15 protein-coding genes and 1 pseudogene are annotated in these 15,390 nt (G+C 63.8%); 9 read left to right on the forward strand and 7 right to left on the reverse strand.

Annotated elements, in window-relative coordinates:
• Positions 1-207: 207 nt before the first annotated feature.
• A complete protein-coding gene (locus tag RS883_RS03240; RefSeq protein ID WP_315762627.1) occupies positions 208-714 on the reverse strand; it encodes an SRPBCC family protein in 507 nt (168 codons plus the stop codon).
• A complete protein-coding gene (locus tag RS883_RS03245; RefSeq protein WP_315762628.1) occupies positions 711-983 on the reverse strand; it encodes a transcriptional regulator in 273 nt (90 codons plus the stop codon). The genes RS883_RS03240 and RS883_RS03245 overlap by 4 nt, the downstream gene beginning before the upstream one ends.
• A 174-nt stretch (positions 984-1,157) precedes the next feature.
• Here RS883_RS03245 and RS883_RS03250 point away from each other — a divergent pair, with 174 nt between their 5' ends.
• Positions 1,158-1,799 (forward strand): dihydrofolate reductase family protein, encoded by a 642-nt coding sequence (locus RS883_RS03250; RefSeq protein ID WP_315764943.1) that lies wholly within the window; start codon positions 1,158-1,160, stop codon positions 1,797-1,799.
• A gap of 41 nt (positions 1,800-1,840) precedes the next feature.
• Complete coding sequence (locus RS883_RS03255) at positions 1,841-2,233, forward strand: cupin domain-containing protein (RefSeq protein WP_315762629.1); 393 nt, start codon at positions 1,841-1,843, stop codon at positions 2,231-2,233.
• An 817-nt stretch (positions 2,234-3,050) separates the two neighbouring features.
• Here the strand turns inward: RS883_RS03255 and RS883_RS03260 are convergent.
• Together RS883_RS03260 and RS883_RS03265 are read right to left on the reverse strand one after the other, a co-directional pair.
• On the reverse strand, positions 3,051-4,505 hold the full coding sequence (locus tag RS883_RS03260; protein WP_315762630.1) for a GH39 family glycosyl hydrolase: 1,455 nt from the start codon (positions 4,503-4,505) through the stop codon (positions 3,051-3,053).
• Positions 4,505-5,668, reverse strand: coding sequence for an FAD-dependent monooxygenase (locus tag RS883_RS03265; protein ID WP_315762631.1), 1,164 nt, complete (start codon positions 5,666-5,668; stop codon positions 4,505-4,507). The genes RS883_RS03260 and RS883_RS03265 overlap by 1 nt, the downstream gene beginning before the upstream one ends.
• Before the next feature lie 170 nt (positions 5,669-5,838).
• On the opposite strand from RS883_RS03265, the gene RS883_RS03270 reads away from it, so the two are divergent.
• From RS883_RS03270 to catB, 7 genes and pseudogenes are all read left to right on the forward strand, one after another.
• Positions 5,839-6,510: a GntR family transcriptional regulator gene (locus tag RS883_RS03270; RefSeq protein WP_315762632.1), complete on the forward strand. Its 672-nt coding sequence runs from the start codon at positions 5,839-5,841 to the stop codon at positions 6,508-6,510.
• Between the two features lie 109 nt (positions 6,511-6,619).
• Complete coding sequence (locus tag RS883_RS03275) at positions 6,620-7,840, forward strand: MFS transporter (RefSeq protein ID WP_315762634.1); 1,221 nt, start codon at positions 6,620-6,622, stop codon at positions 7,838-7,840.
• Positions 7,841-7,919: 79 nt separating this feature from the next.
• Positions 7,920-8,144 (forward strand): annotated as a pseudogene (locus RS883_RS17120) (IS6 family transposase); the annotation flags it as partial.
• Positions 8,145-8,250: 106 nt separating this feature from the next.
• Entirely contained in the window at positions 8,251-10,437 is a 2,187-nt protein-coding gene (locus tag RS883_RS03285; protein ID WP_315762636.1) for a TonB-dependent receptor, read from the forward strand.
• Positions 10,438-10,507: 70 nt separating this feature from the next.
• A complete protein-coding gene (locus RS883_RS03290; RefSeq protein ID WP_315762638.1) occupies positions 10,508-11,671 on the forward strand; it encodes a PepSY domain-containing protein in 1,164 nt (387 codons plus the stop codon).
• On the forward strand, positions 11,671-11,847 hold the full coding sequence (locus tag RS883_RS03295; RefSeq protein ID WP_315762639.1) for a hypothetical protein: 177 nt from the start codon (positions 11,671-11,673) through the stop codon (positions 11,845-11,847). Before RS883_RS03290 ends, RS883_RS03295 begins: the two co-directional genes overlap by 1 nt.
• A 427-nt stretch (positions 11,848-12,274) precedes the next feature.
• Entirely contained in the window at positions 12,275-12,913 is a 639-nt protein-coding gene (catB, locus tag RS883_RS03300; protein WP_315762641.1) for a type B chloramphenicol O-acetyltransferase, read from the forward strand.
• 113 nt (positions 12,914-13,026) lie between these two features.
• On the opposite strand, the gene RS883_RS03305 is transcribed toward catB, so the two are convergent.
• Genes RS883_RS03305 through RS883_RS03315 form a run of 3 tightly spaced genes read right to left on the reverse strand, consistent with a single transcriptional unit; the run spans position 13,027 to position 15,387 of the window.
• On the reverse strand, positions 13,027-13,515 hold the full coding sequence (locus RS883_RS03305; RefSeq protein WP_315762644.1) for a DUF3237 domain-containing protein: 489 nt from the start codon (positions 13,513-13,515) through the stop codon (positions 13,027-13,029).
• A 10-nt stretch (positions 13,516-13,525) separates the two neighbouring features.
• Complete coding sequence (locus tag RS883_RS03310) at positions 13,526-14,419, reverse strand: kinase (protein ID WP_315762646.1); 894 nt, start codon at positions 14,417-14,419, stop codon at positions 13,526-13,528.
• Positions 14,416-15,387 carry a D-glycerate dehydrogenase gene (locus RS883_RS03315; protein ID WP_315762648.1) on the reverse strand — a complete coding sequence of 324 codons (972 nt, stop codon included), beginning with the start codon at positions 15,385-15,387 and terminating at the stop codon, positions 14,416-14,418. The genes RS883_RS03310 and RS883_RS03315 overlap by 4 nt, the downstream gene beginning before the upstream one ends.
• Between the last annotated feature and the right edge of the window lie 3 nt (positions 15,388-15,390).

The raw sequence follows: 15,390 nt of genomic DNA on the forward strand, positions 1-15,390 counted from the left end.
CTATGGTTCGTGGTCGGCTCGGTCGGGCTTTGGCTGCCTACAGCGGGTATGATGGCGGCATGGATAGGTTAAAAGGTCGATGGCCGCTTTCCAACTCATAGCTGACGTCGGAATCGACTGGCGCGATGCCAGAAAGCGGAATATCTGCTCACGCCCAATTGCGGTCATTCACGCTGCCCTCACCGCTCCCCAGTTTCTGCCATCCATTCATATCGGACTGGCGACCGCCTTCGGATTTCCCCGCGCCAGCAATCTGGCCAGGCTCTCCAGCGTCTGCTGCCCATATTCGACCGCGCCGAAGCCGATCACCGCGTCGCGGCGCTCGCGGCTGGGATGCAATTGGCGCAGCGTCAATACCGTTTTGCCGTCGGCCTGCGCATCGAAGCTAACTGCCATTCGGAAGCGATCGGGATCGTCCGGCGACGGCGTGCCGTAGTCCATTACGATGCGCTCGTTCGGGACGATCTCGAGGAAGCGCATCAGATTGGGGAAGCGTTGCGGCTTTCCATCAAACGTTCCGACCATGTCGAAGCGCCACTGCCCGCCTTCGCGCAAATCCGCCTCATGCGTCTCGATGGCGAGCCCGTCGGGGCCATACCACATCGCCAGCGCATCGGGATCCATCCAGGCCGCGAAGACGCGTTCACGCGGGTGATCGAAAACCTTCACGACGACGACCTCGCGATCGTGCGGCCAAGGTGTGGGTATCGTCATGCGTCGTCGTCCTTCTCTTGTCGATCGAGATAGGTTTCGAGACGGTCCAGCCGGTCGACCCAGCGGCGGCGCTCGGCTTCCATCCACTCGGCCGCTTCCTCGAAGCGCGGCCGGACCAGCCTGCACCAGCGGCTTCGCCCGCGCTTCTCGCTGGCGATTAATCCCGATTCCTCGAGCACCTTGATGTGCTGAGCGAAGGACGGAAGCGCCATGTTGAACGGCTGGGCGAGCACGCTGACCGGCACTTCCCCTTGCGCGAGGCGCGACACGACAGCGCGGCGGGTTGGGTCGCTGAGCGCGTGAAAGGCAAGATCCAGCGGAGTCGAACGATAAGGCATTTCGATACTTTGGCGCGGGACCATAGCAGGTCAAGAAAGAAAGGCACTTGCCTCAATATCCAAAACGCAACACAAAGGCATATGGCTTACTTTTGAGAGGTGATCATGCGCGTTCGTGTTGATCTCATGATATCGCTGGATGGGTTTGCGACGACGACCGATCAGACGCCGGAGGATCCGTTCGGGCAGGACTGGTCGCGGCTGGTCGGCGCCTATGCCGCCACCCGCAACTTTCGCGAACGCGTGCTGGGCGATGCCAGCGGCGAAGGCACGACCGGCGTCGACGATCGCTACGCCCGGCATTATTTCGAGAATATCGGCGCCGAGATCATGGGGGCGGGCAAGTTTGGCCTGCATGCTTTCCCCGACGATCCGGAGTGGCGCGGCTGGTGGGGCGACGAACCCCCGTTCCGTTGCCCGGTATTCGTGCTCACTCAACGACCGCGACCGCCGATTACGATGGCAAACGGCACCAGCTTCACTTTCCTGCGCGCCAGCCCAGCGGAGGCGTTGGATCAAGCGCGTCCGGCGGCGAACGGCAAGGATGTGCGGATCGGCGGCGGGCCGACGATCGTGCGCGACTACCTAAAAGCCGGGCTGGTCGATCACCTCCATGTTGCGATAGCACCCATCCTGCTGGGCCGGGGCGTTCGCCTGTGGGACAATCTGCGTGGGCTGGAAGCGGGATATACGGTCACGTCGGAGGTTGCGGAGAGCGGGACTCTCCACCTCACCTACCGGCGCTGAAAACCGGCGCGCGCGTTCCCGAATCAAGGAGTTACGCCGAGATGCGAAAGGATTTCGACCCCGCGACGGTTTCGCCGGATGGGCGCAGCGCTGCCAAGGCGCGGCTGTTCGACCCCGCAGCGGATGGCCCATGGCGCGGCGATGTCGAAGGCGCGACTTTGAACACCAGCTGCACCCTGCTCGCTTATGGCAACGATATCCCCGGGGCGGGGCCGCAGCTTCACGTTCACCCCTATGATGAGATCTTCATCATCGTTGCGGGCAATGCGCGCTTCTTCGTCGGCGATGCGACCATCGACGCGACGGCGGGAGAGATTGTGTTCGGGCCGGCGGGGGTTCCCCACCGCTTCGAAAACCTTGGCCCCGGTCGCTTGCAAACAATAGACGTGCATCAGGGACCGCTCTGGCTGCAGAACGACATCGCCGGCGATTAGTCCTTTGCTCCGAGTCGAACGGAGGACCTCCGGCTTGAACCGACGCTCCACCCCGACTGAGCTACGCTCCGCCCACATGGCCGCTGCACTCTATTGAATGGCCGCTATCTAGCATTCAGTCCTGAAAAGCGGGCAGTCCGCTTTCCTGCCCGAAGCGGACGCTGGGACTACTTGGCATGCTGCCCGAAAGCAGCCGTTCCGCTAACGCCAATTGCGGACATTCACCCCTACGCCGGCCGCACAGAAACATGAAAAGCTTCCTTGCGTGCTGTCGCCAGTGGGAGTGATGAAGGCGAAACGCGGAGCGAGCGTCATCAATGCTTACATGTTCCGCAAACCAAATCACCTCCGGCATATCGAGCTTTGGATCGGCGAGATCATCAATCGCCTCCGCGGTCACGAACTCGTCATCGAGCCCAAGTCGGATCAGCTACTGGATAGTACGGTTCTGTCAGACTAACGTGGCAGGCGCAGACGGACGCTGTTAGCGTGCCGCGCCGATCCAGAGCCAAGCCCCGTCACCCTTCCGCCGCTTCAACTCGTCGCCCGACATGATCCGGCTCGTAGAGCTAATATACGTGCGGCCGGCAGTGCCGTCACATGGCAGGCGCCTATCGATGCCTGAAATCACGGCGCGCGTAATTTTAAAAGCTGTTTGACCGGCTTGATCTGTTCGACACCGTCCGAGCAGAAGAAAACGAGCAGAGTTATGTCACGGATCGGCGACATAAGGACCGAACTCCGCCATCGCAATTTTGTTAAGCCGCAGCGCCTTTTCTCCATCAGAGAAGCAGCATTTGCCAAACACGCAATCTTGCTAATTTCCGCGGACGATTTCGATCATCTCCACACCAGGCGCGGTCAGGTCGCCGTTTAGCATGACGGTGGCCCCCTCGCCCTCATAGGCGTTCAGTTGTTCGCCTCGGTGACCCGCGTCCGCGCGGTAACGGACGATCTTGTGCGGACCGTCGCCCCAGGGGAGGCCGGTGACCTCCAGCGCATAACCGGTATGGCCGGCGCTCGCGGCATCCACTCGTCGCGGAGGGACGTTGAGGGACATATCCGTCCGCACCGAGCCGATCGGCACCTGAAACTCGAAGACGTCGCGATCCCGCGCGATCAAATAGGGGGCGGGAATCGCGTAGTTTGCGATGAGGATGCGAACGATGTCACGATCAGCGGTGCGGCCGGCCAGCACCGCGAAACCGTTCTCATCTCCGCCCGTGACCGCCAGGCGCTCCGTCGCGGCCAGCGTCTGACCGACCAGGCGGAAGGCGCCCGTTCTTGCGTTCTCACCGCCATTCGCCTCGAAGATTCCCGCAGGATCCCTGAAGTTATAGTGGAAATCGGCACCCGTATCCGCGCGGAAGAAAATCGCTTTGTCGACCGCGGAATCCTGCATGTAGATCGCCGCTGCTGCGATGAATGCCGCATTGTCCGGATCTGTGAACTGGGCCGTCGGGATGCCGGTCATGCTCCAGTACGAAAGCACGAGTTCGGTCTCACCAAAGCCATGACTGTCGAGGATCGCGCGGACCTCCGCCGCAATCCTTCGAAAATCGAGCGGATCACGCGAATTGTCGCCGTACCACATCCAGGACAGGAAATCCAAAGGCAGCCCCTTGCCTTTGATGAACTCGAGCAATCCTTCGCGATATGGCCCTTCATTGAGTGGAAACGCGATGCACGGACCACCGAACCGCAGATCGGCATCGACACACTTCACCGCTCGTGCGGCGGCTGCGTACATCTCGTAGAACTGCTCTGGCGTGCCGGCGAAGTGCAGGGCGCCGAAGTCGGGCTGATCCCCGAATTCCCAGTGGCTGACCGCCCGGTCGAAGCCGTTGCCCCAGCCGCAAACATAATGGCGAACGATATTCTCGACGACCTGCTCGTACTTTGCGAGGTCACGGGCCGGCTGCTTGTTCGACGGGATTTCGCTCGCGATCGTGAAGAGGATCTCCGCGCCAAGCGCACGCGTCTGTCGCACCCAGGTGTCCGTGCCCTCGAAATTGTAGCTCGCCGGGTCGTCGGGATCGGCCGACCAATCGGGAAACAGGCTGACCGGGTTGTCGACCGTGTCGAGCCTCGAGACCCAGTCGTAACTCCGAACGAGCGATAGCGCCGCCGTCTTCCACACGCCCGAAATGTCGGGGACGCTTTCCGCGCCTGCCGCCGGAACGGGAATACCCGTCGTACCCTGAAGCTTTCGCATGTCGCCGATCGAAACCGCCGCATTGACGGACAGCTTCGCGATGCGTTGGTCGGTCATCAGTAGGGGCTTTCCAGGATGCGGTGGACGTAATCGAGCGCGGCTGGCTCCTCGTTCACCAGATGGGCGAGACGCCGATCGAGCGCCTCGGGCGTCGCGGAGTCGAACTCCTCGTGCATCATCTGGAGCGAGGTATCGTAGATGGTCTTCACGCGCGGGTACCGCCGGGCCATGAACCGGGTCTGCACGTCGTTGAGCGGTTCGCCGCTTTGCAGGAGTTCGGCAAAGACGACGCCGTCCTCGATCGCCATCGCCGCACCCGATCCGAGATAGGGCGTCATGGCGTGCGCGGCATCGCCCATGATCATCACCCGGCCGCGATACCAGGGGTAGGGGACCATCACCGTATCCAGCGGCGTGTAGGCGACGTTGGTGGCCGTGAGCAGCGATCCGATCGACTCCGCCATGAAAGGGGAATCGCCCATCATGTCCCGCGCGACCCCGTGCATGATTTGCGGGAACGCCGCGCGATCATGGCGGGGACGGCCGGCCTCGAAATGGGTGACGATCACGTACATCATGCCGCCGGCCAGCGGCACGAAGCCGACTTTCCCGCCGAAACCGTGGCAGAAGAGTGCGCCCTTTAGCGTCTCCGGCGCCGGAACCGGCGCGCGCCAGGCAACCCCGCCACTGCGCACCGGGACGTACCTGTCCCCGAACAGGTAACCCCGGATGCTCGAGTTGATCCCGTCGAAGCCGATGACGAGGTCGTACCGGTCCGACGACCCGTCGCTGAACTCGACGTTCACGCCGGCGTCGTCCTGCTCGATATCGACCACCGTTGTCGACATCCTGATCGCGCATCCATGCTCGCGGGCGCGGGTGCTGGCCATCTCGAGAAAGCCGGTGCGCGGCAGCTGGACGTTGTTGGGCATGCCGTCGAAATGTCGTCCATAAGGGATGTCGACGACATGGCGTCCCTGCCGGTCGAAATAGGAAAGCGGCGGTGTCGGGAACCCGATGGCGAGCGTATCCTCTAGGAGACCGATCTCGCGCAGGGCTCGTAGGCCGTTGGTTCGCAGTCCCCATCCGACGCCGGCCACGGCGTTGTCCGGCTTGATATCGATGACGTCGACCTCGACGCCAATCCTGGCGAGTGCGATCGCCGTGCACAGGCCGCCGATCCCCGCGCCGACGATCAGAACCTTCTCGCACTCCAGCATATCGACCTCTTAGCGTAGTTGCGGGCGACGCCCCGTCACTGCCCCCATCGTCCTGTTTGTAATATATCACGGCTTCAGGGTCGTCAATTCCGGTGGCCATCCCAACCTTGCCAATGCTTCGCCGGGGAGCCACACCCCGCAGTCGAACGACGCTGGGCTGGAGGTGACTGATGATGGAGGGCGAAGGGCGCAAACAGACGCTCGCCGACCAGGCCTATGCACTGCTTCGGCAGCGAATCGTGTCGTTGAAGATGCCCCCTCGCATGCGCTTCACCGAGCGGGAAATTTCAAGTGAAATCGGCTTCGGCGCGATGCCCGTGCGCGAGGCGCTGGACCGCCTCAATCACGACGGCTTGGTCGAGACGATCCCGCGCCGCGGCTACCGCGTCGCGGGGCTCACGCTGAAATCCGTCGATGATTTTTTCGCGGTTTGGGGTGTGGTCTCGCCGTTGATCTTTCAGCTTTCGTCTGAGCGACTTACCCCGGACCAGGCAGCGCGCCTGGACGCCCTGCAGCAGGATCACGCGCGCGCGATCAAAAGGCCGAAACTCGACACCGAAAAGTGGATCCAGCTTTCACGGCAGCGCTTTGACCTGCTGGTCGAGGCGACCCGCAATGCCCAACTTCAGGCCATCTATCGGAAGCTGTCGGCCGAACTCGACCGCATCTTCTACTCCATCAGCCACCACGGCGAGGATGTCCGTGCGATCTTCGCGCTGACGACCCGGTTCGACGGGGCTATCCCGTCTGCCAACGACGCGCGTGAGTTCATCGAAATCAGTCGTCGGAAGATCTCGGAGGTGATCGTCGAGAAAGGGTTCGATTACCCCTACGGCAACTGAAGGCTCCTCCAGAGCCGTCCGCACGCTTGCGGCTTCCAGCGCCTGTGATATATTACCTGTAAGGTCGCGTTGCGCATAAGCGCGGGCGATCATGGTCGGGAGGGGCTTGATGGGCCGTTTGCAGCACGATCGAGACCGCCGGGCGGGTGTGTCGCAGGGCCTTACCGTCACGATCGCAGGCTTCCTGCCGATGATCGCCGTGGTCTCGATGTTCCCCGCGGTTCCGTCGATCATCGACCACTTTCAGGGCGATCCGACGGCGACCTGGAAAGTGCCATGGATGGTCACCGCGCCGGGTCTCGCGATCGCGGTGATCGCACCATTCGCCGGCGCGCTGATCGATCGCTTCGGTCGCCGCGCGATGGTCGTGTGGTCCACGCTGCTGTATGCGATCGCGGGGACCGCCCCGTTCCTTTTGACCAATCTCGATGCGATGTTCATGTCGCGCCTTGCGCTTGGTATCGCAGAGGCGGCCATCCTGACGACGGTCAACACGCTGATCGCTGACTATTGGGATGAGGGGGGACGCCGGCGCTGGCTCAGTATCCAGGGGATGATCGGTCCGCTCGTGGGCAGCGCGGTAATCCTGGGGGCCGGCTATCTGACGGCGATGCGATGGAACGGGGTGTTCCTGATCTACTTGGCCGCATTCCCGATTTTCCTGGCGATGCTCGCCTTCGTCTTCGAGCCGGCTGTCGACACGTCGCACGCGGCAGCGGGGGAGGCGCTGCGGGACAAGCCCGCCTTTCCCGTGAACAAGATCGCGCTGATCGGCGCGGTGACGTTGCTCTCATCGATCATCTACTATGTTTACGCCGTCAATGGTGGTCTCGCCTTTCGAGAGGTCGGCGTGCAATCATCGGACGAGCTCGGTCGTATCACGTTCCTGCCCAGCCTTGGCGTTTCGGTCGGGGCCGGCATCTTCTGGCTCGTCGGAAAGCGCCGCTTGGAAGTCGCGTTCGTCCTCATGCTGGCGCTCGTGGGCGGGGGCCTATGCCTGATCGGCGTGGCGCCCGATTGGCAGTGGATGGCAGCGGGGGTGGTGTTTCAGCAGACCGGGGTGGGAATGATGATCCCGACGCTGATCACCTGGGCACAGCGCGACCTTCCGGCCGCACATCGCGGGCGCGGCATGGGCGTTTGGACGGGGTGCTTCTTCCTTGGGCAGTTCCTGAGCCCGCCGATCGTCACGCTGATGAAGTCCGCGACCGGCAGCATGCAGGGGACGTTCGCCGTCGCCGGCCTCGCCGCCTTCGCCGGCATGCTGGTCGCGATCGCGGCGCTGCTTCGGCGCGAAAGCGCGATCGGGGCGGCTGTCGCCCCGAATTGATCGATGGCCGCACCCGGCGCTGTAAGACTAACGTGGCAGGGGCAGACGAACGCAGTTCGCGCGGCGGCGTGCCGCGTCAATCGCGAGCCAAGCTCGCCTCTCTTTCCGCCGCTTCAACTCGTCACCCGACGTGAACCGGCTAATCGTACTGATGTACGTGCGCTTCCCATTGTCACTTCGAAACCTAGAAGATCTGCTGTGCGAGCGCGGCATCGACATCTGCCACAAGACCGAGCGGCTTTGGTGGAACAGCTTCGCAACGCTGTTTGCCGTCGACATCCGACGCCAGCGCGTCAGCCAGCTCACGAACGCCTCCAATAGCGAAGATCGGAAGCACGAGCTCACCGCTATTGATTGTTAGAACGACTCGCATTAGCGACTCGAGCTCGAAGTGCGGGGGTTCTATGAAGATGAAGAAGCCGATCTGCTGGTGGGCTCCGGCGGTGAGTGCGCTTGCGCTGTCGGCCGCTCCCGCGTGGGCGCAGGACTCGGCTGTTGACGAGGCTTTGACGGACGACATTGTCGTCAATGCCCAGCGCAACAACCAGACGGAGGTCGCGCGGAGCGGCTCCGTCGGCGTGCTGGGTGACAAGGATGCGGGCGACGTACCGTTCAGCATCAAAAGCTATAATGAGCAGCTGATCCTGAACCAGCAGCCGCAGTCGCTCGGCCAGGTATTAGAGAATGATCCGTCGATCCGCACCACCTATGGCTTCGGCAACGCCGCCGAGCAGTTTGTAATTCGGGGCTTCGCATTGTTCGGCGACGACGTGGGCCTCAACGGCCTCTACGGCATTACACCGCGCCAATTGGTCGCGCCCGAACTTTACGGTTCGGTTCAGGTGCTGAACGGCGCCAGCGCTTTCTTGAACGGAGCGGCGCCGAGCGGCACTGGCTTCGGAGGCAACGTCAACCTGCTCACGAAGGTTGCCGGGAATGACCCGCTCACCCGCGTCACCGCCAATTACACGTCCTCGTCGCATTTCGGCGGCAGCTTTGATGTGGCCCGCCGGTTCGGTGCGAACGATGAATGGGGGGTGCGCGTCAACGGGGCCTTTCGCAGCGGCGACGTTGCGATCAACGACGAGTTCCGTCGCGCGGCGGTGATCGGTGCCGCGCTCGACTACCGCGGCGACCGCGGGCGCGTGATCGTGGACGTCGCCTATCAGCGTTACGAGGTGGATCGCCTTCGTCCGACCGTGACGCTCGGCTTCGGCGTGACCGCCATTCCAGAAGTACCCGACGCCGACCACAATTACGGTCAGGCGTTCACCTCTACCGAAATCCGCGACATCTTCGGCACTGTCCGCGCCGAATACGACATCGCAGACAATGCGTTGCTCTACGCCACCGTCGGATCGATCGACGGCAGGGAGGACGGCACCTATGGCGGCCTGACCGTCACCAACGCGCTGACCGGCGCGGCCGATGGTTCCGCCAGCATCATCCCCTATGAGCGCAACGGAACATCGGCGACCGCCGGATTGCGCGTCAAACTGCAGGCGGGCGGCGTCACCAACGAGTTCAATTTGGGCGGCTCGCACATCTGGCAGGTGAACCGCACGGCCTATGACTTCCGCTATGCCAACGCCGGGTTCGGCGTCCCGTACCAGACCAACCTTTATGTCACGCCGCAGGTGCCGCTGCCGACCGGTTTCAGCTTCGCCGGCGGCGACCTCAACGACCCGTTCCCGATCTCGCGCAGCCGGATCGGCAGCGCGTTCGCGTCCGACACGCTCGGGCTGTTCGATGATCGGGTGCTGATTACCGGCGGCGTGCGCCTGCAGAACATCCAGCAGTCGAGCTACAGCTACGCCGATGGTTCGCTCGTCACCCGGTATAGCGAGAGCGCGGTTACCCCGGTCGTCGGCGTGGTGGTGAAGCCCACGGACGGCGTGTCGCTGTTCGCGAACCGGATCGAGGGTCTGGCGGCCGGCGCCACCGCGCCGAACAATGCCGACACGCTGAACGCGGGGGAGGTTTTCGCTCCCTACAAGACGCGCCAGTACGAGGTCGGGGGCAAGCTGCTGCTCGGCCGCTTCAACCTCAGCCTCGCCGCGTTCCAGATCGACCTGCCGAGCGCCTATGTCACTCCGACGCCGACCGCGACCAACGTGAATGCCGTGACCTTCGGCTATTTCGGGCGGCAGCGGAATCGCGGGCTTGAGCTGAGCCTCGACGGCGAACCGGTGCGCGGCCTGCGGATCATTGCCGGCGGCACCTATATCGACGCGAAGCTGCGCCAGACGGCGGGCGGCCTCAATGAGGGCAACGAGGTGTTCGGCGTGCCCGAATGGCTGGCCAACGCGAATGTCGAGTGGGACCTACCGTTCGGCGCGACGATGACCGGCCGGGTCGTCCATACCGGCGACCAGTGGTACGACAATGCCAACACGGTGAAGCTGGACGACTGGACCCGCTTCGACGTCGGCGCCCGCTACGTCGTGCCGCTGGCGAGCGCGCCGCTGACGCTTCGCTTCACCATCGATAACGTCGCCGACAAGCGCTACTGGGCGTCGTCCTTCGGTTCGTTCGGCCCGGCGCTGCTGCAGGGGCAGCCGCGGACTTTCAAGGCGTCGGCTTCCATCGACTTCTGATGGCCGGTATTGTCATCCTGTCCCTCGGCTGCGCGCTTGCCAGCATCCGTGCAGCGCGCAAGACGCCCGCATGACCCGCCGCACCATCCGCATCTGGTTCCAAGTGCACAAGTGGACCAGCCTGATCTCGACGGCGTTCCTGCTGATGCTGTGCCTGACCGGGCTGCCGTTGATCTTTCACGACGAAATCGACATGTTGACCGGGCCCCCGCCGCAGTTCGGCCGACCGGGTGTCGGCTCATCCTCCGATACAGTCGGGCTGCTGCCGCTCGACGAGGTGCTGAGACGCGTGCTCGCGACGCGGCCGGGCGACGTGCCGGTGTTCATGGCCTTCGACAATGCGCAGCCTGCCATGACGGTCACGACCGCGCCGAATCCTGGTTCGCACGCCGCTGACATGACGCTCCACCTGATCGATCGTTCGACGGGTAATCCTTACGCGGTCGAGGACGAGGGGGGTGTCATGCACTTCCTGCTCCAGCTCCATACCGACATGTTCCTGGGCTTGCCGGGCATGTTGTTCCTGGCGCTGATGGGCGTCCTGTTTGTCGCCGCGATCATATCGGGGGTCGTGCTCTACGCGCCGTTCATGCGGAAGCTTGATTTCGGCACGCTGCGGGTCTCACGCAGTAGGCGGATCAAATGGCTCGACTATCACAACCTGCTCGGGATCGTGGCGGTTGCCTGGACGGTGGTCGTTGGAATGACGGGCGTCATCAACGCCCTCGCGACGCCGATCAACCAACTTTGGCAAGCGCGCGAGCTGCAGGACATGACACGCACCTACGCGGGTCGCCCGGCGCTTCCGCCTGCTCGCTACGGCTCGCTCGACCGGGCGATGGCGGCGGCGCGGCGTGCATTGCCCGGCTACAACCCGCAGTTCATCGCCTTTCCTGGCGGTACCTTCAGCTCGAAGCATCATTATGCCGTCTTTTTCCAGGGCGACACCCCGCTGACCGAGCATCTGCTAACACCCGCGCTAATCGATGCGGAAAACGGCGTCTTCACCGATGCACGCGCGATGCCCTGGTATTATCAGGCGCTGGCGCTATCCCGCCCGCTCCACTTTGGTGATTATGGGGGCGTGCCGCTCAAGATCCTGTGGGCGGTGCTAGACCTGTTCACCATCGCCGTCCTCGTGACCGGGCTCTACTTATGGTTGGGGCGTCGACGTCAGGCACCCGACGCGCCGGTGCTGGAGGTCACAAGCGGCGGCCTCATCGCGGCGGACTGATGCGCGGCGCTGCCTTCTGGCGCACCTTTGCGATGCCGTCGGCGATCGGCCTGCTCGGCTGCATCGGCCTGGTCAGCGCGCTTACCGGCGACGGCTGGAGAGATGCGCTGAGCTGGGCCGCGTTGGGCACGCCGACCGCGGTTCTCGGTTGGGCCTGGGGGCATAAGCGAAAGTAGAGCGAGTGCTCGCCACGAGCAGGGACACGCGGACCCTAGAACGCAGCTGCCGGTCCATAAATGATGAACCAGGGTCCGGAACCCGCTTCGCGCCGTTCGAAAGCGGCATGTCCGCTTTCCTGCCCGTTGCGGACGATCAGACCGTTCGGGAGCAAACCCCAAAGCGGCCATTCCGCTTCCGCCCATTTTCAGACGATCGTTTGTCGGTTCGCGCTGCCTGAAAGCAGCCGGTCCGGTTGGCATCAACGCCCGATTGGGATAGCTTCGACAGATGAAGTCCGCAGACCGAAGCACCGTCATCGCGCTTACTTGTATCTGATACTGTAAGCGGGGGCGGCGATCCCTAGGATCGCTTGCCGAGCTTCACCCGAGCGTGTTCGGGTGAACCTTCGCCGCCTGCGCGGTATGCAAATGATCGGTCTACGTAATGAGAAATGTCTTCGAAAGCCCATTCAGGGGCATCGCGCTCGATCGCCTTGCCACCAATCCTAACATTCGCGTCGGGCGTTACAGCTACTATTCCGGCTATTATCACGGCCACGGGTTTGATGAGTGCGCCCGTTTCCTCTTGCCGGACGAGGGCGTCGACAAACTCGTAATCGGCTCCTTTTGTTCGATCGGTTCGGGTGCAGCTTTCATCATGGCTGGAAACCAAGGCCATCGAAACGATTGGATCAGCACCTTTCCTTTCTATTGGATGTCGGAGATCAACGTCTTTGAGGACGCACAGAACGGCTTCGAACCAGCCGGAGATACGGTTGTCGGTAACGATGTCTGGATCGGCACTGAGGCGGTCATCATGCCGGGCATCAAGATCGGAGACGGGGCCGTTATCGGCACACGCGCCTTGGTAACGAAGGACGTCGAGCCCTACGCAATTGTTGGGGGGAATCCCTCGAAGACGCTGCGGATGCGGTTCGCCGAGGCCGATATTGCTCGTCTCCTGGAAATCCGTTGGTGGGATTGGAGTGATGATGAATTGAGAGCGATCATGCCAATTCTCACCAGTGGCGACATCTCCGCTCTCTATCGTTACTGGAAGACGTTGAACAAGCCGCAGCCATAGCCAAAGCGGTTCATGTCCGCTTATGCCCGTCCTGTTGTTCAAACGGGACGGGCAACTAACCTGCCCTTAGCGGACATTCGGCCATCGAGCAGAAGATCATCGTTTTTTGGGTCCTAGATCACGCGCCATACCCACAGCTTGATCGCGTTTGGAAAGCGGGCGCCGGTGCATAGAAAGATGCTGGAGTTCATCCAGTCGTAGCGACCGAGCGGCGCGATGAATTCAGGCACCGTCCGGAAATAGTAGGCGGCGGGGTCGACGGGGTCGCCCGCCGCCAGCCGCGCCATCACTTCCGCGGGACCATGGCGCAGGCCGCGGTTGCGGATCTGGATCAGCACGCCGTCGTCGGTCTCGATCGGATAGGTCGCGTCGGCGACGGTGACCTCGTCCGAGCGAAGCACCTGCCAGTCGCTGCCGCCTGCGAGGATGCGGCCGCGGATGCGCGGCCCCGCCACCGTGCCGGACAGGATGGGGATGATGCGACGCGCGCCGTCCGGTGTTTGACCGATGGGAAGCGGCGCGCCGAGCTCTGCATGCGCCTCGTAGACGAACTCGAACCCCGGATGGATCGCATCGGCGGGGATGGCGGGGTTGGTCGGCATCTGGCCTCCGTCAGCCGGGGTCATGGTCGCAGGTGAGACCGCTCGCGCGCACGACATTCTGGTCGATGTCGAGATCGAGCACGATGTCGGCATGGCTCGGCAGCGTCGCGAAGTTGTGGCGCGTCAACCGCTCGTAATGGCTGATGAAGCGCTTGACCCCCGAATCGTCCATCACCCCCGGCGCGTCCGGCGCCACTGCGCGCAGCTTGTGCTCCTGAAGCAGCCGGTTGCGCGCGACGGCCTCGAACGATGGTGGCCGTAGCATCACCAGCCGGTCCAATGGTGCGAACAGCGCCGTGTATGCGGTCGCGAGCGCATCGTTCACATGGCGCCGCCAGCAGCCATCCGCGTCTTCATCGGCCTCCAGCGCATTCTGGGGATCGGCGAGATCGCGTGCATCCTGCGGCCGGGTGCCGACACACCATCCCTCGAACAGCACGACGTCGACCCGGCCGTGGTGCCGCGTCCAATCGGGCGAGGGCAGGCGATCGTCCAATGCCTTGCTGAACCGCGGCATCGCGATGTCGCGCCCGGCGCGCAGCGCGTCGAGGATGGAGACGCCCAGCGCGACGTCGTGCGTTCCCGGCACGCCGCGCGTCCGCAGCAGCGGGTGAACCTCCTGCGCCAAGCGCTCGCGATCGGATCGGGGCAGATACAGGTCGTCCAGCGAAAGCGTCACGGTCGACAGGCCGCGCACGGCCAACAGCAGTTCTAGGAAGCGGCAGAGCGTCGACTTGCCGCTCCCCTGCGCGCCGTTGATGCCGACGATCAGCGGCGATCGTGCGGCCGCGTGCCATTCGGCGATCCGGTCCGCCAGCGGACGCCACCATGTGTCGACCGTCTCGGCATAGGCCTGCGGCAAGCGCTCGTCCGCGATCAGGCGATCGATCGCCCCCGCGGTCACAGCGCGTCTTGCGGCGTCCGCCCTGCCGCCCAGTCGTCGAGGTTCGCCAGCGCGCGCAGGCCCATCGCCTCCCGCGTCTCCCGCGTCGCGCTGCCCAGATGCGGGAGCAGCACGGTGTTGGGCGCCGCGATCAGCCGCGGCGACACGTTCGGCTCGCCCGCGAACACGTCCAGCCCCGCCCCGGCAATGCCGCCCGTCTCCAGCGCGTCGATCAGTGCCGCTTCATCCACCACATCGCCGCGCGCCGTGTTCACGAGGATGGCGTGCGCCGGCATCCGCGCCAGCACCTCCCTGTCGATGATGTTGCGCGTCGCCGCGCCGCCGGGAATGTGCAGCGAGAGGATGTCGCTCCGTGCGGCGAGGTCGTGGAGCGAGGCGCAATAGCGAGCCTCGACAGGCGCCGAGGCGGCCTCCGGCGCCGGACGGCGGGCAAAATAGGCGATGTTCATGCCGAAGCCGAAGCGCGCGCGCGTCGCCATCGCCTGAGCGATGCGGCCATAGCCGACCAGTCCCAGCGTCTTGTAGCGCAGGCTGGTGCCGAGCAGATGCGTCGGGCGCCAGCCGGTCCACGCCCCGGCCCGCAACTCCCGCTCGCCCTCTCCGGCGCGGCGCGCGGTCATCAGCATCAGCGTGATGGCGATGTCGGCAGTGGCATCGGTCAGCACGCCCGGCGTGTTCGACACGATGATTCCGGCCGAATGAGCGGCATCGAGGTCGATATGCTCGAACCCGGCGCCGTAATTGGCGATCATCCGCACGCGCCGCTGCGGCGCCGTCAGAATGCCAGCGTGCAGGCGATCGGTGATCGTCGGCAGGATCGCGTCATACTCGCCCATCGCGGCAGTGAGGCGCGCCTCGTCCAACGCCACGTCGTCGGCGTTGAAGGTCGCGTCATAGCGCTCGTTCAGCAGCGCCTCGACCCGCTCGGGCCATTTGCGGGTGACGAGGACCCGCAGCTTGTCGGTCATGGC

This window comes from Sphingomonas sp. Y38-1Y, from assembly GCF_032391395.1.
Classification (GTDB): domain Bacteria; phylum Pseudomonadota; class Alphaproteobacteria; order Sphingomonadales; family Sphingomonadaceae; genus Sphingomonas.